At 67.9% G+C, this 21,119-nt stretch carries 20 protein-coding genes and 1 pseudogene; 8 read left to right on the top strand and 13 right to left on the bottom strand.

Annotated features, from left to right (window positions below; all coding sequences use genetic code 11):
- Window position 1: 1 nt before the first annotated feature.
- Entirely contained in the window at window positions 2-2,191 is a 2,190-nt protein-coding gene (gene uvrB, locus ABZ824_RS32695) for an excinuclease ABC subunit UvrB (protein ID WP_356967868.1), read from the bottom strand.
- A 500-nt stretch (window positions 2,192-2,691) separates the two neighbouring features.
- Here uvrB and ABZ824_RS32690 point away from each other — a divergent pair, with 500 nt between their 5' ends.
- Together ABZ824_RS32690 and ABZ824_RS32685 are read left to right on the top strand one after the other, a co-directional pair.
- A complete protein-coding gene (locus tag ABZ824_RS32690; RefSeq protein ID WP_356967866.1) occupies window positions 2,692-3,342 on the top strand; it encodes a hypothetical protein in 651 nt (216 codons plus the stop codon).
- Window positions 3,343-3,399: 57 nt separating this feature from the next.
- Window positions 3,400-3,924 (top strand): DUF402 domain-containing protein, encoded by a 525-nt coding sequence (locus tag ABZ824_RS32685; RefSeq protein ID WP_356967864.1) that lies wholly within the window; start codon window positions 3,400-3,402, stop codon window positions 3,922-3,924.
- Between the two features lie 58 nt (window positions 3,925-3,982).
- Here ABZ824_RS32685 and coaE read toward each other — a convergent pair whose 3' ends face one another.
- Window positions 3,983-5,194, bottom strand: a complete 1,212-nt coding sequence (gene coaE / locus ABZ824_RS32680; RefSeq protein WP_356967862.1) for a dephospho-CoA kinase — start codon at window positions 5,192-5,194, stop codon at window positions 3,983-3,985.
- Between the two features lie 1,090 nt (window positions 5,195-6,284).
- The gene (locus ABZ824_RS32675) at window positions 6,285-6,707 is read right to left on the bottom strand and encodes a MarR family transcriptional regulator (RefSeq protein WP_356967860.1); all 423 of its coding nucleotides are present in this window, start codon (window positions 6,705-6,707) and stop codon (window positions 6,285-6,287) included.
- A gap of 100 nt (window positions 6,708-6,807) precedes the next feature.
- Here ABZ824_RS32675 and ABZ824_RS32670 point away from each other — a divergent pair, with 100 nt between their 5' ends.
- Window positions 6,808-8,244: an MFS transporter gene (locus tag ABZ824_RS32670; RefSeq protein ID WP_356967858.1), complete on the top strand. Its 1,437-nt coding sequence runs from the start codon at window positions 6,808-6,810 to the stop codon at window positions 8,242-8,244.
- A gap of 72 nt (window positions 8,245-8,316) precedes the next feature.
- On the opposite strand, the gene ABZ824_RS32665 is transcribed toward ABZ824_RS32670, so the two are convergent.
- Entirely contained in the window at window positions 8,317-8,652 is a 336-nt protein-coding gene (locus tag ABZ824_RS32665) for a hypothetical protein (RefSeq protein WP_355078222.1), read from the bottom strand.
- A 91-nt stretch (window positions 8,653-8,743) separates the two neighbouring features.
- Here ABZ824_RS32665 and ABZ824_RS32660 point away from each other — a divergent pair, with 91 nt between their 5' ends.
- Window positions 8,744-9,340, top strand: coding sequence for a TetR family transcriptional regulator (locus ABZ824_RS32660; RefSeq protein ID WP_356967855.1), 597 nt, complete (start codon window positions 8,744-8,746; stop codon window positions 9,338-9,340).
- A gap of 51 nt (window positions 9,341-9,391) precedes the next feature.
- Here the strand turns inward: ABZ824_RS32660 and ABZ824_RS32655 are convergent, their stop codons facing one another.
- Window positions 9,392-10,093 (bottom strand): TetR/AcrR family transcriptional regulator, encoded by a 702-nt coding sequence (locus tag ABZ824_RS32655; RefSeq protein WP_356967854.1) that lies wholly within the window; start codon window positions 10,091-10,093, stop codon window positions 9,392-9,394.
- Window positions 10,094-10,177: 84 nt separating this feature from the next.
- On the opposite strand from ABZ824_RS32655, the gene ABZ824_RS32650 reads away from it, so the two are divergent.
- Window positions 10,178-10,855: an NAD(P)H-binding protein gene (locus ABZ824_RS32650; RefSeq protein ID WP_356967852.1), complete on the top strand. Its 678-nt coding sequence runs from the start codon at window positions 10,178-10,180 to the stop codon at window positions 10,853-10,855.
- 155 nt (window positions 10,856-11,010) lie between these two features.
- The gene (locus ABZ824_RS32645; protein ID WP_356967850.1) at window positions 11,011-11,550 is read left to right on the top strand and encodes a hypothetical protein; all 540 of its coding nucleotides are present in this window, start codon (window positions 11,011-11,013) and stop codon (window positions 11,548-11,550) included.
- Between the two features lie 71 nt (window positions 11,551-11,621).
- Here the strand turns inward: ABZ824_RS32645 and rpsA are convergent, their stop codons facing one another.
- The gene (rpsA, locus tag ABZ824_RS32640; RefSeq protein ID WP_039797295.1) at window positions 11,622-13,088 is read right to left on the bottom strand and encodes a 30S ribosomal protein S1; all 1,467 of its coding nucleotides are present in this window, start codon (window positions 13,086-13,088) and stop codon (window positions 11,622-11,624) included.
- A 240-nt stretch (window positions 13,089-13,328) separates the two neighbouring features.
- On the opposite strand from rpsA, the pseudogene ABZ824_RS32635 reads away from it, so the two are divergent.
- A pseudogene (locus ABZ824_RS32635) lies at window positions 13,329-14,179 on the top strand (class I SAM-dependent methyltransferase).
- Here the strand turns inward: ABZ824_RS32635 and ABZ824_RS32630 are convergent.
- From ABZ824_RS32630 to ABZ824_RS32615, 4 genes are all read right to left on the bottom strand, one after another.
- Window positions 14,157-14,465: a hypothetical protein gene (locus ABZ824_RS32630; RefSeq protein ID WP_355078228.1), complete on the bottom strand. Its 309-nt coding sequence runs from the start codon at window positions 14,463-14,465 to the stop codon at window positions 14,157-14,159. The pseudogene ABZ824_RS32635 and the gene ABZ824_RS32630 sit on opposite strands and share 23 nt — an antisense overlap.
- A gap of 101 nt (window positions 14,466-14,566) precedes the next feature.
- Window positions 14,567-14,725, bottom strand: a complete 159-nt coding sequence (locus tag ABZ824_RS32625; protein WP_168434213.1) for a hypothetical protein — start codon at window positions 14,723-14,725, stop codon at window positions 14,567-14,569.
- A 12-nt stretch (window positions 14,726-14,737) separates the two neighbouring features.
- A complete protein-coding gene (locus ABZ824_RS32620) occupies window positions 14,738-15,622 on the bottom strand; it encodes an SPFH domain-containing protein (protein ID WP_355078229.1) in 885 nt (294 codons plus the stop codon).
- A gap of 80 nt (window positions 15,623-15,702) precedes the next feature.
- Window positions 15,703-17,064 carry an FAD-binding oxidoreductase gene (locus ABZ824_RS32615; protein WP_356967847.1) on the bottom strand — a complete coding sequence of 454 codons (1,362 nt, stop codon included), beginning with the start codon at window positions 17,062-17,064 and terminating at the stop codon, window positions 15,703-15,705.
- Window positions 17,065-17,135: 71 nt separating this feature from the next.
- Between ABZ824_RS32615 and ABZ824_RS32610 the strand changes: the two genes are divergently transcribed.
- Window positions 17,136-18,035, top strand: coding sequence for a LysR family transcriptional regulator (locus ABZ824_RS32610; RefSeq protein WP_356967845.1), 900 nt, complete (start codon window positions 17,136-17,138; stop codon window positions 18,033-18,035).
- Window positions 18,036-18,040: 5 nt separating this feature from the next.
- Here the strand turns inward: ABZ824_RS32610 and ABZ824_RS32605 are convergent, their stop codons facing one another.
- From ABZ824_RS32605 to ABZ824_RS32595, 3 genes are read right to left on the bottom strand one after another with little or no spacing between them, the layout of a single operon-like run.
- Entirely contained in the window at window positions 18,041-18,793 is a 753-nt protein-coding gene (locus tag ABZ824_RS32605; protein ID WP_356967895.1) for an amino acid ABC transporter ATP-binding protein, read from the bottom strand.
- A 32-nt stretch (window positions 18,794-18,825) separates the two neighbouring features.
- The gene (locus tag ABZ824_RS32600; protein ID WP_356967843.1) at window positions 18,826-19,785 is read right to left on the bottom strand and encodes an amino acid ABC transporter permease; all 960 of its coding nucleotides are present in this window, start codon (window positions 19,783-19,785) and stop codon (window positions 18,826-18,828) included.
- A 3-nt stretch (window positions 19,786-19,788) separates the two neighbouring features.
- Complete coding sequence (locus ABZ824_RS32595; RefSeq protein ID WP_356967841.1) at window positions 19,789-20,697, bottom strand: ABC transporter substrate-binding protein; 909 nt, start codon at window positions 20,695-20,697, stop codon at window positions 19,789-19,791.
- Between the last annotated feature and the right edge of the window lie 422 nt (window positions 20,698-21,119).

Here is a 21,119-nt window from a genome sequence, read left to right as displayed (position 1 = left end):
ATCAACTCAACCCGGCGGCGTCCATGCCGCGCAATTCCTTCTTCAGATCCGCGATCTCGTCGCGTAACCGCCCGGCGAGTTCGAACTGCAACTCCCGAGCCGCGTTCATCATCTGTGCGGTGAGTTCCTTCACGAGATCGGCCAGTTCGGCGCGCGGCATCGACTTGACGTCGCGGCCCTCGTACACACCCGCGCTCACCGCCCGCCCCGGCTCGCCTTGCGCGCGTCTGCCCCGGCTGGCGTTGCGTCCGGAGCCGCCGACCTCCACCTCGGTCTCGTCGGCCTCGCGGTACACCTGATCGAGGATGTCGGCGATCTTCTTGCGCAGCGGCTTCGGATCGATGCCCATTTCCTCGTTGTAGGCGATCTGTTTCGCGCGGCGGCGTTCGGTCTCGTCGATGGCGAACTGCATCGAGTCGGTGATCTTGTCCGCGTACATGTGCACTTCGCCGGAGACGTTGCGCGCTGCGCGCCCGATCGTCTGGATCAGCGCGGTCGTGCTGCGGAGGAATCCTTCCTTGTCCGCGTCGAGGATCGCCACCAGCGACACCTCGGGCAGGTCGAGGCCCTCGCGCAGCAGGTTGATGCCCACCAGCACGTCGTATTCGCCGAGCCGCAGCTGCCGCAGCAGCTCGACGCGGCGCAAGGTGTCGATCTCGGAGTGCAGATAGCGCACCCGGACCCCCAGCCCGAGCAGGTAGTCGGTGAGGTCCTCGGCCATCTTCTTCGTGAGCGTGGTGACCAGGACCCGTTCGTCACGCTCGGTGCGCTGCCTGATCTCGTGGATCAGATCGTCGATCTGCCCCTTCGTCGGCTTCACCACGACCTGCGGATCGACCAGGCCGGTCGGCCGGATGACCTGCTCGACCACCTCGCCACCGGTCTGCCCGAGTTCGTACGGACCGGGAGTCGCCGACAGATACACCGTCTGCCCGATCCGATCGGCGAATTCCTCCCAGGTCAGCGGCCGGTTGTCCACCGCGGACGGCAACCGGAAGCCGTACTCCACCAGGTTGCGCTTGCGGGACATGTCGCCCTCGTACATACCGCCGATCTGCGGGACGGTGTTGTGCGACTCGTCGATGACGAGCAGGAAGTCCTCCGGGAAGTAATCCAGCAGCGTCGCGGGCGCCGAACCGGCCGGGCGGCCGTCGATGTGGCGGGAGTAGTTCTCGATGCCGGAGCAGAACCCGACCTGCCGGATCATCTCCAGGTCGTATTGAGTGCGCATGCGCAGCCGTTGCGCCTCGAGCAGCTTGCCCTGGCGTTCCAGCTCGGCGAGCCGGTCCTCCAGCTCGGCCTCGATGTCGTGCACCGCGCGCTCCATCCGCTCCGGGCCCGCCACGTAGTGGGTGGCGGGGAAGATCCGCAGCATGTCGACCTGACGGACGACGTCGCCGGTGAGCGGGTGCAGGTAGTACAGCGCCTCGATCTCGTCGCCGAAGAACTCGATGCGAACGGCGAGTTCCTCGTAGGACGGGATGATCTCCACGGTGTCGCCGCGCACCCGGAACGAGCCGCGGGTGAACGCCATGTCGTTGCGGGTGTACTGCACGTCGACCAGCAGCCGCAGCAGCGCGTCCCGATCGATCTCGGTGCCGACCTGCAGCTGCACCGACCGGTCGAGATACGACTGGGGCGTGCCGAGGCCGTAGATGCACGACACCGAGGCGACCACCACCACATCGCGCCGGGACAGCAGGCTCGAGGTCGCCGAATGACGCAGCCGCTCGACGTCGTCGTTGATCGAGCTGTCCTTCTCGATGTAGGTGTCGGTCTGCGCGATGTACGCCTCGGGTTGGTAGTAGTCGTAGTAGGAGACGAAGTACTCGACGGCGTTGTTCGGCAGCATCTCGCGCAGTTCGTTGGCCAGCTGGGCGGCGAGCGTCTTGTTCGGCGCCATCACCAGCGTCGGCCGCTGCAACCGCTCGATCAGCCAGGCCGTGGTGGCCGACTTGCCCGTACCGGTGGCGCCGAGCAGCACCACGTCACGTTCCCCCGCGGTGATCCTGCGCTCCAGTTCGGCGATCGCGGCAGGCTGGTCGCCCGCGGGCTGGTGCTCGCTGACCACCTCGAACCGGCCGCCGACGCGCTCGATCTCGCCGACCGGGCGGAACTCCGAGTGCGCGAGCGGCTGCTCGGCGGCCCTGTCCTCGAAGCCCTCCGCCGGAATCTCGGTTGCGAATGCCATGCTCACCAGCCTAGGCCCACCCACCGACAGGTTCCCGTGGACAACGGACGGTCACGAGCCGGGCGATGCCCCACGCTTCGGCGCTGTGAAACCGATCACACCGAAAGCGGTCGCCGGCCGGTCGTTCGCCGAAAGTTCCCGAGTTCGCGTGCCACCGATACGCACGGACGCGATCGAGCCGCCTGTCGACCATCGAGAAGAAGGGGATAAGCGACACCGCGCGGTGGGTACACCGAAAGCGAACGATTTCAACGACTTTCGATGAAGCGGTGCGAGCCCGCTCCTATCATCCTCGGCGGCACGGAGTTCGCCGTGCGGCCCGCGCTCGACCGCATCCTCACAGCCCACGTACCCGCGCTCGGCGCGAACGGTTACATGTCCGAAATGTCCGTTGCGGCAACAGGTTTCGTGTGGAAGAACACCTTATCGCGAACCGCGCGAGCACCCCGACCCAGGTGTAACCTGATCTGGTTGTTCGGACGTGGTGAAGGACAAAAGCCATGAGCGGTCTGATTCCATTGCTCGTCGCCGTGCCGGCTGTGACCGGCATCGCCGGGTACGTCGCCAGAGACATCCGCGCGGTGGTTCCCTCCGTCGCCGGCGCCGTCATGGCCGCCCCACCAGGGCCGATCGCTCCCGTCAGACCGGCGCCGCACCGGCCGCGGGTGGAGTTCTTCAATCTGGCCGAACTCAGCAACACCGACGCCAAGGGCTTCGTCCGCCCGGTCGACCGCTTCCACGTCGAGCCGTGGGGCCTGTACATGGCCCGCCGGGTCGGTGGACCGGATTCGCACTACCTCGAATCCTGGTTGCTGCCGGGACTCTCGTTGCGCGCGACGCTGGCGCGGACCAACCCGGCACACCACCGGGAACCGGTCTACCGCCTCGACGTCGGCGAGTTCAGCCGGGTCGGCCAGAAACGCTGGAAGGCGGTGGACCAGTACTTGTCCATCGCCGTGCGCCGCGGCGGCACCGCCGAACTGCTCGGCGTCGACGAACTGCTCGCCGCGCATGCCGCGGGACTGGTCGAGACGGCGCAGGCGCACCGGGCGTTCGAGCGGGCCACGGCCGTGCTGGACGGGCTGGCCGCGCACGATCACCGCGTGGAGGGCTGGCTCGCCACCCACGGCATCACCCTCACCTGGATGTAGCCCGCGGATTACTGCCTCCGGCTCGACGCGCCGGGAACGGCGGTAGATTCTTGATGCATGACGCAGGCACCCATCGTCGACGTGCACCGGCCCAAAGTCGAGTACTTCAACCTCGCGGACCTGACGAACACGGATCCGAAAGGCTTCGTGCGCCCGGTCGAGAAGTACCACGTCGAGCCGTGGGGCCTGTACATGGCGCGCACCTCGGATCACCCGCAGTTCCACTACATCGAGTCCTGGTTGCTGCCGAAGCTGCACCTGCGCGCGACCATCTTCCACTACCTGCCCGCGCATCGGCGCGACCAGGACTTTTACCTCGACATCGGTGAATTCACGCCGGTCGCCCCGAAGAAGTGGAAGTCCGTCGATCACTACCTCGACATCGTCGTGCGCTCCGCACGCGAGACGCAGCTGCTCGACGTCGACGAGCTGATCGCCGCGCACGCCGCGGGCCTGATCAGCCTCGCCGACGCCGAGGCGGCGGTGCAGCACGCCACCGCCGCCATCGACGGCATCGCCGCGAACGGTCACACCTTCGAGGGCTGGCTGGAGACCATGGACATCACGTTGACCTGGCTGTAGTCCCGGACCTGCGCACACCCGACCCGATCGGCGCGGCGGACGGCCGGGGCCGGAGCGGCTAAGGCGCCGACGACTCCCGCCAAGCGAGCGCCCGCGGATACGCGGCGTCGAACCAGGGCTCTTTGACGTCGAGGTAGGCGGCGGTGGCCTCCGCGCCCGTCAGCCCTGCCGCCTTGGCTTCACCCTCACGCTTGACGGCAAGATACTCCGCGCGAGCCCCGGCGTCGGCACGCAGCCAATCCCGCAGCAGCAGCGCGTACTGCTGCCCCGGCGAACCCTCGACGCGCACGTGCACGTTGGCCAGCCGGCCGGGGTCGGCGCTCTGGTGGAAGCGCTTGCTCCACAGCGCGGTGTCAACGCCCGCCGGGTCCTGCGGTGTCGGCTTGGGATTGTCCTGGGTACTCTCCGGCCGCGCCGGGAATCCCGCGGCGGCGATGGCATCGCGCAGGCCGTCGGCGACGGCCAGGTCGGCGACCGTGATCTGCAGATCGATGACGTCCTTGGCGGGAAGGCCCGGCACGGACGTGGAACCGACGTGGTCGATCCGGGAGGCGGCGCTGCCGCAGGCCACCCACAGCCGGGCGATCAGCCGCTGCGCCTGCGCGGGCCAGGCCGGATCGGCGGGCACCAGCCGGATGTCACCGCGTCGCGCGGGCGTCCCGGCGCGCAGGTTGCGCTCGAAGGGCACCAGGCGCTCCGCCCACAGCGCGCGTACCTCCGCCTCGACCTCCCCCGGCGCGCCACTGTTGTCCAGCAATACATCGGCAACGGCTCGGCGCTGCTCGTCGGTGGCCTGCGCTGAAATACGCGCACGCGCATCGGATTCGGCGACACCACGGAATTCCACCAAACGGCGAATTCGCGTTTCCGCGTCGACGTCGACGATGAGCACGAGATTCATCAACGGCGCCAGGCCGTTTTCCACCAGAAGCGGAATATCCTGCACCACAACGGCGTCCGCGGGTGCGGCCGCGATCAATTCCGCGGTACGTTTTCCGACGAGCGGGTGCACGATCGAATTCAGTTTCGCGCGCGCCGCGTCGTCACCGAAGGCGGCGGCAGCCAGGGCGGGCCGGTCGAGACTGCCGTCCGCGGCGAGGATGCCTGCGCCGAACGCCTCCACCAGCGCGGCGAGTCCCTCGGTGCCCGGCTCGACCACCTCCCTGGCGATGAGGTCGGAATCGATGACCACCGCGCCGAGGTCGGCCAGTGCGCGAGCCACCGTCGACTTCCCCGCTCCCATGCCTCCGGTGAGGCCGATTCGTAACATTCGACCAGTCTCGCATCCGGGCCTGGCAGGGGCCTGTGCTGCCCCGAACGCGTCGGCGACGGTCCGCCTCGTAGGCCCGGCCCGTCGACGGTCGATCCGGCCGATTACCCGATGCGGTCGCGTATTCCACCGCCCGGGAAGCCATTTGCCCGATCCGTGACAGCGCCGAGACCGATTCGCAACAATTCCGGATGTTTACGGTTCGGCCGCGACGACTTTCCGACACGCCGAGGCAATTACTCGGGCAAAATACTCTGCCGATCAGTTTCGTTCCGCTAATCTTCGCCGTGGCGATCCAGGCCGACACCAGCGAAGCAAAGGAACACCATTGGGCACCAGAATCAACCGGGCGGGTCGCCACCGCCTGGGCATGGCGGGGCGAGTGCACTGCATTCAGATCCCCGCTGTCGCGGCGGCGCTCGCCGAGCACCGTCGCTCTTGGTTCACCGCGTTCATCAGTCCCGCGCGGCACAGTTTCGCTGCCATGCGGAACCGTCCGGCCGCACCCGCGGTCCGGTGGGTACCTGCTACCGCAAGCTGAACCCGAGCTCGAAGTGGCCCAGCCTCTCGCCAAGGCTGGGCCACTGTTTTGCGTGCCAACGGTGAGCGCGGTTCTCGGTGCACGACATCGGCCGGACAGAATGTAAGTACAGATGCAAGATCGATCGCGGGCCGCGACAGTGAACTCGCTTCCGGCGGAACTCCGCGCCGACCGTCCCCGAATAAGCCGTGCTTCCCCGAGCGCGAACTCCGAGCGGCCCGGACGCCCGGGTGACATCGTAAATAATTACGAAAGTTCTCCTCCGATTCGGTGACGAAGCCGTGCGACGACACGGCATGCACTCGGTTTCGATTCGTGACCGTCACCGGAACGAGAGAAAAACAGCTCCGAAACCGCCGCCGTTTCCACGGCTTCTCGCGCAACTCGACCCACCGAACGGCCCCAAAAGCGCCGACGACCGAATTCCCGGCATTATCGCCAGCGGGATATTGCCTTTCACCAGCGGCCGAAGCCTTTCGGATTCTCGATGTGGTGCGTCTCCTGGCAAACCATCCGCAGCGAGCCGGGCTACCGGGTCTCTCGCGGCGCTCAGCCCGACGTCACGCGGCGCAGCAGCCCGTACAGTTGCCTGCGCTCCGGTTCGTCGAGCACGGCCAGTGCGGGCACGTTGTCGAACACCTCTCGATCGAGAGTTCTCCGGAGCTCCTCTCCCCGCTCGGTGAGAGTCAGCAGGCGCGCGCGGCGATCGGTGGGGTGCACCTCCTTGCGCACCAAGCCCAGCGCCTCCAAGCGGTCCACCATGGTCGCGGTATTCGACAGGTCGGCACCCAACTGACGGGAGAGATCCTTCGGCGTCATGGGCGTAGCCAGTCGCCCCAGTGCCTTCGCCTGCGCCGGGGTCACGCCCAAACGCGCTGTGGCAGCGGCGAAATGCGCACGCACCAGCCCGACCGCGCGCTGCAGCACGTCGACCAACTCCGCCATGCTCGGCACCTCTTGCGGTTCGCTCACCGGCACAGCCTACCCACGGCACACTAATTAGTGGTTGACCACCATTAAATCGGATGTCACCATAGCTCGGTAATAGTGGTACACCACCAATGAAGGAACCATGACTACTTCGACGATCGCACCGCGCCCCGGCCTGAGGTCCGGCTATCTGGCGTTGACGCTGTTGTGCTCGGTGCAGATGATGCTGAATCTCGACGACACCGTGGTCAACGTCGCACTGCCCACCATCCAGCGCTCGCTGCACATGTCCGAAAGCGACCTGACCTGGATCGTCAACGCCTACCTCCTGCTGTTCGGCGGGTTCCTGATCTTCGGCGGACGTTGCGCCGACCTGTTCGGCGGCAAGCGCGTCTTCCTGGTGGGCGTCACCGTGTTCGCGGTCGCGTCACTGACCACCGGCCTCGCGCAGAACGGCTTGATGGTGGTGGCGAGCCGGGCGGGTCAGGGCATCGGCGGCGCTCTCGCCAGTCCGGCCGCGCTGAGCATCGTCGCGGGATTGTTCACCGACCCACGGGCGCGAAGTCGCGCCTTGGGCATCTGGGCCGGCCTCGGCGGCTTGGCGGCCACGCTCGGCGTGGTGCTTTCCGGCGTCATCACTCAGTACGCGAGCTGGCGTTGGTGCTTCTTCATCAATGTGCCGGTGGCGCTGATCGCCCTGGTCGCGATTCCACGACTGGTCGAGACGGGAACCCGGAGCGAGGCCGTGCGGCCGCGCATCGACGGGCTCGGCGCAGCCCTGATCACCGCGGCGGTCGCGGCGTTCGACTACGGGCTGATCGACAGCGGCCGAGCATCCTTCGCCGCGACGGCGTTGCGGCTGGGTGCGGGTCTCGCGCTGCTGCTCGCGTTCCTCGTTCGCGAACGGCGCCACGCGTCCCCGCTGATTCCCTTGTCGTTCTTCCGCGATCGGGATCGGGCGGTCGCCAACGCGGCCAACGTCCTGTTCTGCTCGGCGATCCTGTCGATGTTGTTCTTCCTCACCCTCCACCTGCAGCAGGTCATGCACTACAGCCCGGCCCGAACCGGAGCGGCCTGGCTGCCGTTCTGCGCGTTGGTGATCGCGGGCTTCGCGACTTCGGCGGCCCTCACTCCACGTTTGGGCGTCCGCTGGGTTCTGACCACCGCGATGGTCGCTTGCGGTCTCGGCATGCTCGCGCTGTCGCGGCTGTCCCCCACGGGAGGCTATCTCGAGCTGTTGCCGGGCATGCTGGCCGCCGGGTTCGGAATGGGCTTGGCGTTCGTGTCGATCACCATCGCGGCGGTCGGTGAAACCCACGAGGACATCACCGGACTGGCCTCCGGACTGGTGACGACGACGCAACAGCTCGGCGGCGCGTTCGGGCTCGGCGTGCTCAGCACCGTCGCGATCAGCCGCAGCACCGCGTTGCTGGAGTCCGGGATCTCCACCGAATCCGCACTCACCCAGGGATTCCGGCTCGCATTCGAAATCAGCTCGGCGATTCTCGCGGTGGCGGCGATCCTCGCGGCACTCGGCATCACAGCGAAAGCCGGCACCGCTCCGGCACCGGCTCGCTGAATTCATGGACCGGCGACGGCGAGACACCTCATCGGATGCCTCGCCGAAGCCGCACCAGCCCGGAACGCGGGGTCAGGCAGTCGTACCCGCGTGCATCTGCCGAGGCGGATTCGGCAGCCCGAGTGCGGTATTGAGGCGGTAAGCCCCACCCAGACCGTGGAAGACCGCCATGCTCAGGCCTCCGATGCCGATGCTCACCGCACCGACCCATGGATGACTCGCCAAGTCGGCCCAGTACACCAGCAGCGCCGTCAGCAGCAGTCCGAGGAATCCGGCCACGGAGTTGCGCACGGGCGCGTTACCCGTGACGTTCGGGAACTCCTCCCCCATCATCCCTTTCACGAAATGCGGAACGGCGTTCACTCCCAGGATCCCGGCACCGAGGGCCAGGGCGACAGTGGACCACATCGCTACCACCTCACTCTCCAATTCGGTCAACAGTTGTAGACCGAAAGCTACCCCTGCGTGGCCTTTGAGTCAACGCACGTAGACTGAATTCATGGATGCCACTCCCACCCGAGCCCAGCAGCGCCGCAACACCGAGGAACGGATCCTGGCGGCGGCGGGCCGGTTGTTCGCGGAGATCGGCTACGACCGGACGACCATCCGGGCCGTCGCGACGGAGGCGGACACCGATCCGAGCCTGGTGATGCGCTATTTCGGATCGAAAGAGAATTTGTTCGCGCGGGTCGCGGTCTTCGCCGACGACCACCCGATCACCGGGACGCCGGAGCAGGTCGCCGAACTCCTGCTCGACGCGCTCGCCATCAAGCTCGCCGACCAGCCGGTCAACACGCTGGCGGCGATCCGCTCGATGCTCACCCACCCGGACGCCGCCGACGAGGTACGCGCGGCCATGACCGCGCGACAGCGGGAAGCGGCCGGGCAGTTGCGCGACGACGCGGCGGACCTGCGCGCCGGATTGCTGGGAGCCCTCACCATCGGCGTGGTGATCGGCCGTCATCTGCTCGAACTCGATGGTCTGCGCGACGCGCCGCCGCAGCGCATCATCGCCTTGCTGCGCAACGCCTTTCACGACATCGCGCACGGCCCCGCGGAACCGGGATCGCACGAGGGAACACGACCGGCACGCTAGACCGTCCGAGCTCCGCGACGCCGCTGCGGAACCGCCGCCGAACCCGACGGGCTAGAAGCCGAGCGAACGAACCAGGTCGCGCATCTCGGCGCGGAACAGTTTCCCCGGGTCCTGCGACTGTGGACGCAGGTGGCCGTACACCTCCAGTGCGATCGGGCCGTGCATCCGGCCCCACAGACGCAGGGCGAGGGCGAGCGCGTCGGGAGGTAGATCCGGGAAGTCGGACCGGACATGGTCGACCAAGCTCGCGTCGAAGTCGGACCACGTGCAGTCACCCGCGGACTGGGTAGCCGCGGCCCGTGGCCACGCGGCGGCCGCGAGACCGACCAGGCCGGTACAGGCGCGTAATTCGGCCGCGCCGGCGGGTCCGCCCGGCGGCGGCCGATAACCGGGCACCGGATCGCCGTAGATGAGCCGGAATTCGGCGGGCCGTTCGATTGCCCAGGCGCGCACGGCCTCGGCCCAGGCCATGATGCGTCCGGCCGGATCCGCCGCCGGAACGGCGTCGCGCGCCGCTTCCAGCCGGTCGACCAAGGCGGTGTAGACGTCCGAGATGAGGGTGGAGATCAGGTCGTCGCGGGTGGCGAAGTAGCCGTAGATCGCGCCCGCCGTCATGCCCATTTCGCGAGCGATGGCGCGCAGCGAGATCGCGTCCGGACCGCCCTCGGCGAGCAGCCGCATCGCGATCGTCGTGATGTCCTCCAGCGTCTGGGCGCGCAGGCGCTCCCGGCGACTTCTCACGATCTCGGCCACGGTTGACACCCTACAGCGTTTGGGTACTATCTGCCGTGTTGTTACTGAACGGCGTGTAGTAAATGAACACTGCTAAGGAGAATCGTGGACATCGGAGTTTTCGGGGCGACCGGCGTCATCGGGTCGCGCGTGGTCACCGAAGCGCTGCGGCGGGGGCACCGGGTCACCGCGTTCACTCGCGACGCGGCGCGTGTCCCGACCCGCGGGGGGAGCGCGACGTGGGCGGTGGCCGACTGGCTGGATACCGACAGCATCGCCGAGGCCATAGCCGGGCTCGACGTCGTCGTGAGCGCGGTGAACGCCGGGCACGGCATCGCCGACACCATCGCCAGAGCGGACGACTTCGTGGTGGGCGCACAGGCGATGGTCGCCGCGCTCGACCGGCAGCCGCGCGTCCGGCTGATCGCGGTGGGCGGGGCGGGCAGCCTGGAAGTCGCGCCCGGCATCCAATTACTGGACACCGAAGACGATTTCACTCGCACCCTCACCGAAGTGCTCGATGTTCCCGCGGACTACGCGCGGGTGGTGCGCGCATTGCGCGACGCGTTGAACATCTATCGGCTGTCCAACCGCAATTGGACCTACCTGAGCCCCTCCTCGGGGCGGATCGCTCCGGGCGAGCGCACCGGCCGCTTCCGGATCGGCGGCGATCAACTCTTGGTCGGCGGCGGAGACCTCTCCGCCGAAGACGTGGCGGTCGCCCTCATCGACGAGGCCGAGCAGCAGCGTTTCGTTCAGCGCCGCTTCACCGTGGGCTACTGAGGCTGGAGTCGCCTGCCGAACAATCCGGGGCCTACGGGCGAACAGCCGGGCGCCGCGCACGGTTTCTGTCGGACCCCTCCGGCACAATAAGGGATGTCGGACGTCGATCAGGTTGCCACACAAAGTAATCCGCAACCCGAGAGATAGGGGTCACCATGCCCGACGTCCTTGCTTCGACGCCCGACCGTCTCGCCGTGGACCACGAAGAGCTCGTGGCCTTCGCGGCGGAGATCGAGCGGCACCGTGCCCTGCTGCGCCCCGCCGCGGAGGATTACCGGTACCGCGTGGCCCAGCGGATCGAGCATCTGGACCCGTCGGACCAAGAGCCGTTCCTGCGGCAGGCGGAGCAATTCGTCGAGTCGCTGCTGATCGACCCGATCCGGCACAACACACTGGATCTGGCCGCTTACCGGGCGATCCGAGACGGTGTCCCCGTGCGGTTCGACGCCGAACGTCGAGCCTACGTTCTGCGTCGACCGGAGCGGGAACCGCTGGTGATTCGCCCCGGCTTGCCGGAACATCGGCTGGGCGTCATCGCCCGGCTGGCCTCGCTCGGGTTGCGGCTCGAGCAGATTCAGGTCGTCGCGCTCACCACGGCCCAGATGGTGGCGCCACACGAGGCGCTACGGCCGCCCGCTCACGCGCCACGAGTGCAACGCGGCACGACGAAAGCCTCACGGCACGAGAACGACTGAAAAACTCACCGAAAAACGACTGTGCCCCAACCGAATCCCGGTTGGGGCACAGTCGTTCAGCCTATTGCCGATCAGGCGTTGCCGGACAGCTTCTCACGCAGAGCCGCCAGCTGGGCGTCGCTCGCCAGCGAACCGCCGGCGGGCTCGGCCTGGCCCGCGGAGGACTGCGAACCGCTCTCGGAGGAGTAGTTCGACGCGCCGCCGCCGTTCGCGGCCTCGGCCGCGGCGTCGGCCGCCATCTTCTCCATCTGCGCGGTGTGCATCTTGTGGCGACGCTCCGCCTCGGCGTAGCGGCCCTCCCACTCCTCGCGCTGCTTGTCGAAGCCCTCGAGCCACTCGTTGGTGTCGGGGTCGAAGCCCTCGGGGAAGATGTAGTTGCCCTGCTCGTCGTAGCTGTCGGCCATGCCGTACTTCGACGGGTCGAACTCGGCGTGGTAGTCCTCGTTGGCCTGCTTGAGGCTCAGCGAGATCCGGCGACGCTCCAGGTCGATGTCGATGACCTTGACCATCGCGTCGTCGCCGACGGCCACGACCTGGTCCGGCACCTCCACGTGGCGCTCGGCCAGTTCGGAGATGTGCACCAGGCCCTCGATGCCCTCCTCGACGCGGACGAACGCGCCGAACGGAACGAGCTTGGTGACCTTGCCCGGCACGATCTGGCCGATCGCGTGGGTGCGGGCGAACTGACGCCACGGGTCTTCCTGGGTCGCCTTGAGCGACAGCGAGACGCGCTCGCGGTCCAGATCGACGTCGAGCACCTCGACGGTGACCTCGTTGCCGACCTCGACGACCTCGGACGGGTGGTCGATGTGCTTCCAGGACAGCTCGGAGACGTGCACCAGACCGTCCACGCCGCCCAGGTCGACGAAGGCGCCGAAGTTGACGATCGAGGAGACCACACCCTTGCGGACCTGGCCCTTCTGCAGCTGGTGCAGGAACTCGCTGCGCACCTCGGACTGGGTCTGCTCCAGCCAGGCGCGGCGGGAGAGCACGACGTTGTTGCGGTTCTTGTCCAGCTCGATGATCTTGGCCTCGATCTCCTTGCCGACGTACGGCTGGAGATCGCGGACGCGCCGCATCTCGACCAGCGACGCGGGCAGGAAGCCGCGCAGGCCGATGTCGAGGATCAGGCCGCCCTTGACGACCTCGATGACGGTGCCCTTGACGGCCTCGTCCTTCTCCTTGAGCTCCTCGATGGTGCCCCACGCACGCTCGTACTGCGCCCGCTTCTTCGACAGGATCAGGCGGCCTTCCTTGTCCTCCTTGGTGAGAACAAGGGCCTCGACCTCATCGCCCACGGAAACGACCTCGTTGGGGTCGACGTCGTGCTTGATGGAGAGTTCACGAGAGGGGATGACGCCTTCGGTCTTGTAACCGATGTCGAGCAGGACCTCGTCGCGATCGACCTTGACGATGGTTCCTTCGACGATGTCGCCGTCGTTGAAGTACTTGATCGTGGCGTCGATGGCGGCGAGGAAATCCTCGGCGGAGCCGATGTCGTTGACGGCTACCTGCGGCGAGGTGACGGTGGTGGGCATATGTCGGTTTGCTCCGGACGGATTGTGGTCGGTTGCGGACATTGGAACTTTCGGTACGCTGCGATCTCACCGCGAGGTGTGAAGACGGACACTAGGAACGTACCGCACGCGACGCGCGTGAAACTCAGCACGGGTTGAACTTCGGTACGGCTGTACGGAAGACACTCGCGCGTTCAGCGTACGCGACCTCGGTCCGGGCGGGCAAACCGGTCGGGGCGCCACGCCGATAGTCTGATCGGCGTGTCGGAAGATCGCCATGCGCAAGCAAACGCACTGCTCGGAACGACGGGCACGGTGCGGACCCGGATCGGATCGGCGGCCAGCAGACTGGCCAGCAGGCGATGGTGGGACGCCGACGCCGCGCAGTACCACGAGACGCACGCGGAGTTCCTCGCGTGGACTCCCCCGGCGGCGAGTTCGTGTGGTGCCCGGAGGGCCTGCACGAAGGCGACATGAGATTCCTCGGCGACGTCACCGGCAAAGCGGTGCTGGAGATCGGCTGCGGCTCCGCTCCGTGCTCGCGCTGGCTGGCGGGGCAGGGCGCGCGCCCCGTCGGGCTCGACCTGTCGCGCGGGATGCTCGAGCGGGGCCTCGCGGTGATGGCGCGCGGCGGCCCGCGAGTGCCGCTGGTGCAGGCGGACGCCGAGGCCCTTCCGTTCGCGGACGCGTCGTTCGATCTGGCCTGCTCGGCGTTCGGCGCGGTGCCGTTCGTCGCCGATTCGGCGCAGGTGATGCGCGAGGTCGCGCGAGTGCTGTGCCCCGGTGGGCGCTGGGTGTTCTCGGTGAACCACCCGATGCGCTGGATCTTCCCGGACGATCCCGGCCCGGCGGGCCTGACCGCCACCATCCCGTACTTCGACCGCACCCCTTACGTCGAGGTCGACGGCGACGACGTGCCCACCTACGTCGAGCACCACCGGACCATCGGCGACCGGGTCAGGGAGATCGTCGCGGCGGGCCTGGTGCTGGAGGACATCGTCGAACCGGAATGGCCGGAATGGCTCGACCGCGAATGGGGGCAGTGGAGCCCGCTGCGCGGTGAGCTGTTCCCCGGTACGGCCATCTTCGTCACGAGGAAGCCCGGGCCGTGAGGCGGCGGTCATCGACCAGCTCGAGGATGGAGACCTCGTGGCTGACCAGTAGCATCTGCGTCCGCGGCAGGTCGATCAGCTTGTGCAGACCGTCCCGGAAGGCTTCGGCCTCCGCCATGGTGTCGAAGTCCAGCTCGATGAGCACCCGGTTGGGGTTGTGCGTGAACCGCGCCACCCGGCAGTTGCGGGCTCCCGCCTCGGTGTAGTACTGCACCAGACCGTCGAAGGCGGGCTTCCACGTCTCGTAATCGCGGACGGTGTCATCGATGTGCACGACCGTGGTCATCATTTCCCCTTTCGGTTCCGATGGCCGGACATTTGCTGACACCTTGCAAGTCTTCGCGCCCTCGGGCCGGGGCACCATCTCTGATCGGTATCGAGGTCGTGTCACTGCGACTTCGGTTTGCGTCCGGCCTGCTCCAGCGCCAGGCGCAGCGCGTACTCGATCTGGGCGTTGATGCTGCGCAGGTCGTCGGCCGCCCACTTCGCGATGGCGTCGTGGACGGCCGGGTCCAGGCGTAGCAGCAGTTTCTTGCGCTCGGCCATGGGCAGCCCGCCTCAGGAGTAGAGCGAACCGGCGTTGACGACGGGCTGGGTGGGACGGTCACCGCACAACACGACGAGCAGGTTCGACACCATCGCCGCCTTGCGCTCCTCGTCCAGTTCCACCATGCCCTCCTGAGCGAGCCGCTCCAGCGCCAGGCCGACCATGCCGACCGCGCCCTCGACGATCCGGGTCCGCGCGGCGACCACCTGGGCGGCCTGCTGGCGGACCAGCATGGCCTGGGCGATCTCGGGCGCGTAGGCGAGGTGGGTGATCCGCGCCTCCAGCACCTCGATACCCGCCATTTCGGTGCGTTCACGCAGTTCGACGGTCAGTTCCCCGGCCACCTCCGCTCCGTCGCGCAGGCTGGTGCGGTCGGCCTCGTGCGCGTCATACGGGTGCGTCGTGGCCAGGTGCCGGACGGCCGCCTCGGACTGGGTCTCGACGTACTCCTCGTAGTCGTCGACGGCGAAGGCCGCCTTGAAGCTGTCCACCACCCGGTAGACGACCACCGCGGCGATCTCCACCGGGTTGCCGTCGGCGTCGTTGACCTTGAGCTTCTGGGTCTCGAAGTTCCGCACGCGCAGCGAGATGCTCTTGCGGTCGGTCAGCGGGAGCACGGAATAGAAGCCGGGCTCGCTCACCGAGCCGACGTAGCGGCCGAAGAACTGCACCACTTTGGCCTCGTTCGGGTTCACCACGGTCAGCCCGGTCGCGAGCAGCAGCAGGACGACGACCACGACGACCGCCGCCACCGCACCGGCCACCGCGAAGCCGTTGCCGTCCCTGGCGCCCACGGCGAAACCGAGCGCCGCGCCGCCGCCGAACAAGACCGTGAGCACGAACCACCCGAGCAGCACCAGAAAGCCGTCGACGTGGAACGCGGATCGAAACTGCATGACATTCTCCCAATATCAGAGTGATATCACGAAGATAGCATGACGCCGCCGCGCCGCACCAGGGCGCGGCGGCGGTGGGATCAGCGGGCTTCCGGCCGGATGTTGCGGTTGAAGCGGAACAGATTGCGCGGATCGTGCTCGGCCTTGAGCGCGGCCAGCCGGGCGTAGGTGTCGGGCCGATAACCCGCGCGGGTCTGCGCCTCGTCCGCTTCGGCGCCCGCGCCGTAGAGGAAATTGAGGCTGTGCCCGAGCGTCCACGGCGTCAGCGCGGCGCGGATCGCGGCGCGAGTCGCGGCCTCCTCGGGGCCGGTGATGATTCGCACGACATACGCGGCCTCGCGATGATCCACGGCGATGCCGGTATCGCTCGGGCGGGCCAGTGCCCCGCCGAGATGACGGACGTCGACGACCGCGCCCGCACCGGAATCCGGGCCCGCGGCGGCGAGCAGGGCAGCGGCCGTCTCCTCGGTGAATTCGCCGAGTAGCGCGTTGGTAGCGGCATAGGCGTGTGGATGGTCAGGGTCGCTGTGAATGGTGTGCGACTCCGGGTACGGCATTTCGCGCAGATCGTCCTTCAGTCGTTCCCCCACCGCCCGCAGCGGCGCGACCAGCCGTTCCCCTTCTTCCGCTGGCCCGTTGTAAGCGATCCGGATGGAGGCGACGTACCGCCCACGCAGCGGCGCGGGCACCTGGGGGATATCCGGGAAGGCGAGCATGGTGACCGTCGAGGTGAGGTCCTCCGGCACGGTCGCGGTCCATCGTCGCCACGCGTCCAGCGCCCGCTCGACCAGCGGCGTGTCGAACACCAACTGCCCGCCGTACACCGTGGTGACCGGGACCAGGCCGACTTCCAGCGCGGTCACCACGCCGAAGTTGCCCCCGCTGCCGAGTACGGCGCCGAACAACTCGTCGTCCGGCGTCAGCGTGCGCACCCGGCCGTCGGCGGTGACCAGCTCGATCGATCGCACGTGCTCGGCCGCGTACCCGAACCGGCGCGCGAGCAGACCGACGCCGCCGCCGAGCAGATAGCCGACCACGCCCACCGACGGCGACGAACCGTTCAGCGGCGCCAGTCCGTGCTCGGCCGCCGCGTCGACCAGCGCGCCCGCCCGCACTCCCGCGCGGACATGCGCGGTCCGGCGCACCGGATCGATCCGGATGTCGGTCATGCGCCCGGTGCTGATCAGCACACCGCCGTCCGCGGCGACCGACAGTCCGTGGCCGGTGGCCTGCACGGCGATCGGCAGATCGTGGCGCGCGGCGTATTCCACGGCCGCGCGCACGTCCTCGGTGTGCACCGCGCCCACGATCAGCGCGGGCCGATGGGTGTAGGCGGTCTGGAACCCGGCGATCTCCGCGTCGTAACCGTCGTCGCCAAGGCGGAAGACCGGGCCGGTGAAGATGTCGCTGTTTTCTTCGATCTGTGCGGCGTTGTTTCCCATGGCTTCGACCCTGCCCGGCCAGCGTGAAGAAGTAAAACAGATACTTCTTCTAGTTCCTATAATGACCGGTTATGGAGCTGCGTCAGCTACGGTACTTCGTCACGGTCGCCCAGGAAGCGAGCTTCACCCGCGCGGCGGCTCGGCTGCATCTGGCCCAACCCGGCCTGAGCGCCCAGATCCGGCAGCTGGAGCGCGAACTCGGCCAACCGCTGCTCGACCGTGGCGGGCGTACGGTGACCCTGACCGAAGTGGGCGCCGCCGTTCTGCGGCACGCGCAGGCGGCGCTGGCCGCCGCCGAGCGGATCACCCATACGGTGGACGAGTTCAGCGGGTTGCTGCGGGGTCAGGTCCGGGTCGGCCTGATCTCGGGAGCGGCGGTCGAGGAGTTCGACGTCGCCGCCGTGCTCGCCGAATTCCACGGGGACCACCCCGAGGTCGGCATCAGCCTCACCGAGGACACCTCCGAGCGGATGCTCGCCGCCCTCGGCCGGGGTGATCTCGACATCGCCCTGATCGGGATGACCGGCGCGGACCTCGAACCGGGCATCGGCATCGAAGTGGTGCTGGAGACCGCGGTGGTCGCCGCCGTCGCGGTGGCGGACCTCGACTACGGTGCGGAGATCCCGCTGACCGCGCTGCGGGATCGTCCGCTGATCTGTCTCACCCCCGGCACCGGAAGCCGCGGCGTCTTCGAGCGGGCATGCGCCGCGGCGGGATTCGAGCCCGCGATCGCCTACGAGGCGGCGGCGCCCGCGCTGCTGCTGCGCCTGGCGGCGCGCGGTCTCGGTGTCGCGGTCGTGCCCGCGCTCAGCACCGAGGAGGCCGCGGCCTTCGGGGTGCGGACCGTCCGGATCGTCGAACCGGAACCGCGCGGGCGCCTCGCACTGGTCTGGCGCACCGACCGTCCTGCGAGTCCGGCAGCCAAAGTGCTGCTCGGACAGCTGCGCATCGCGTTGCGCGCCGGGACGTAACCCCCTCAGAGCAGTCGCGAGAGGAACGCCTTGGTGCGCTCGTGCTGCGGATCCGCCAGCAGTTGTCTGGGCGGCCCCGACTCGACGACCACGCCGCCGTCCATGAACGCCAGCTGGTCGGCGACCTCGCGGGCGAATCCCATCTCATGGGTCACCACGACCATCGTCATGCCCGAGCGGGCCAGTTCCCGCATGACCGTGAGGACCTCACCGACCAGCTCCGGATCCAGCGCCGAGGTCGGCTCGTCGAACAGCATGAGCTTGGGGTCCATGGCCAGGGCACGGGCGATCGCGACGCGCTGCTGCTGCCCGCCGGACAGCTGCGCCGGGTAGGCGTTCGCCTTGTCCGCCAGCCCGACCCGGTCCAGCAGCTCACGCGCCCTGGCCACCGCCTCCGCTTTACGCACCTTCTTGACCTGGGTGGGCGCCTCGATGATGTTGTCCAGCGCGGTCCGGTGCGGGAACAGATTGAAATGCTGGAACACCATGCCGATCTCGCGGCGCTGCTTTGCCGCATCACGCGGGTGCATCTCGTAGAGCTTGTCGTTCTTCTCCCGGTAGCCCACGATCTCGCCGTCGACGTACAGCCTGCCCGCGTTCACCTGCTCCAGGTGATTGATGCAGCGCAGGAAGGTGGACTTACCCGAGCCGGACGGCCCGATCAGGCACAGCACTTCGCCGCGGCCCACCTCGAGGGAGACGCCCTTGAGCACATGCAGTGCGCCGAAGTTCTTGCAGACCCGGTCCGCCAGGACCATCGGAGGGGCCGTGGTCTTCTCGACCTCCACGCTCATTTGGCCTTCTCCCCCTGCTGGGCGTCGGCCAGCTCCTGCAGCTGCTTGGTGGTCAGCGTGCGGGAGACGCCGCGCGAATAGTAGCGCTCCAAGTAGTACTGCCCGACCATGAGCACACTCGTGATCGCCAGATACCAGGTGGCGGCGACCAACAGCAGCGGAATGGGCTGGAAGTTCACGCCGTAGATGTCCCGCGCCCGGCCGAACAGATCGGTGCTCAGCGGGATGCCGGTGACCAGCGAGGTGGTCTTCAGCATGCCGATGAGCTCGTTGCCGGTCGGCGGGATGATCACGCGCATGGCCTGCGGCAGCACCGTGCGGCGCATGGTCTGGCTCCAGGACATGCCGAGCGCCAGCGACGCTTCCCGCTGCCCTTCACCGACGGAATTGATCCCGGCCCGCACGATCTCGGCCATGTACGCCGCTTCGTTGAGCCCGAGGCCGAGGACGGCGAAGGCGAACGCGGCCTGCAGTTGCTGCACGTCGAGGTGGAAGAACTCCGGCCCGAACGGAACGCCGAGCTGGATCCGGCTGTACAGCGAGGGGACCAGCCCCCAGAACACCAGCTGCACGAACACCGGGGTGCCACGGAAGATCCAGAGGTACACCCATGCCGAGCTGCGCAATACCGGGTTCGGCGACAGCCGCATCACGGCCAGCACCGTTCCGAGCACGACCGCGATCGCCATCGCGCACACGGTGAGTTCCAGCGTGACGATCGCGCCTGCCGTGATCCTGCTGTCGAACAGGTACTTCCCATAGGTATCCCAGCGATAGGCCGGGTTCGTGGCGGCGCCGTAGACGAACAGCCCCACCAGGACGAGGATGACCGCCGCCGCTATCCAGCGCCCCGGCCTGCGCAGCGGAACCGCTTTGATCGGCTCCGGCTCCCGCGTCGAATCCGCTCCGCCGGGCCCGGGATCGCCGGGCGCCGGCCGAGTGTCGTTGTCCGTCATCGATCAGCTCACGGCGCCGTTGACGACGGACTTCGTGATCGCGCCTTCCTGCACGCCCCAGTTCTTCGTGATCTCGGCGTATTTGCCCGTGTCGATCAGGTGCTGGACCGCCTTCTGCAGCACGGCGGCCAGCGGCGCGCCCTTGGGCACCGCCCAGCCGTAGGGCGCGGAGTCGAACACCGGCCCCGCGTTCTCGATCTTGCCGCCGCTCTGCTTGATCGCGTACGCCGTCACCGGCGAATCGGCCGACATGGCGTCGACCTGACCGAGCACCAGCGCGTTGGTCGCGGCGCTCTGCTCGTCGAACGACTTGATATCGATGGCGGGCTTGCCCGCGGCGACGCACTTGGCGCTCTTGGCGGGCACCTCGTCGGTGTGCTCCACGGTGGTGGCCTGCACGGCGACCTTCTTGCCGCAGGCGTTCTCCGGATCGACCGGCTTGCCCTTCTGCTGGGCCCACTGGATGCCCGCGTTGAAGTAGGTGGTGAAGTCGACCTGCTGCTCACGTTCCTTGGAGTCGGTGATCGACGACATGCCCACGTCGTAGGTGCCCGCCTGGATCGAGGGGATGATCTTCTCGAAGGCCGACTCGAGGTACTCGGCCTTGACGCCGAGCACGGAGGCGATCGCGTCCATCAGGTCCACGTCGAAGCCGACGATCCGGCCACTGGCGTCCTTGTACTCGTTCGGCTGGTAGGGGATGTTCACGCCGACGACGAGCCGGCCGGATTGCTTGATCTTGTCGGGGAGTTGTGCGGCGATCTCGTCGACCTTGTCCACCTGCACCTTGGCCACCGAGGGTCCGGTGTCCTCGGTGTTGGTGGTACATCCGGTCAGCACCAGTGCGCCCGCGGCGAGCGCGCCCGTGGCGGCTCGCAGGGCGCGCCTGCCGAGAAACGAACGATCAGACACAGCAGCCCTCCACATTTTGACTCCACGCTACCCGGGCGTCATCACCCGTTTGGCAATTTAAGCGACCGGGCCGCTCCGCGCTGGACAGTAATGCAACAGCAACACGATCTGCTCGCGCGCCCCGTGCCGGGGCGCCGGCGGGGAGACCCTACTCCGCCGGGTGCCGCTCCGCGGATCGAATGAACGACGTCGGCTCGGGCTCTGCGTCGGCCCGGTTCCGCCGCCGTACGCCGCGGCTCTTCCCACGCGTGCGGTCCGGGGCGTGGCGGTGGACACGGCGCTCACATCCGGGCACGCGGTCCATCGGACACCGGCTCCGTTCGCGCGACGACGCCGTTGCGGCACCGGCGCCGAATTCCCCGGCAATCTTGACGACGCCTCCGCCAGCGCCGATGATTATTTGCCGGTCTTTTCGGGCCGGA

This window comes from Nocardia sp. NPDC047038 (genome assembly GCF_040644075.1).
GTDB lineage: Bacteria > Actinomycetota > Actinomycetes > Mycobacteriales > Mycobacteriaceae > Nocardia > Nocardia sichangensis.
This window is presented reverse-complemented; position numbering and strand designations above follow the sequence as displayed.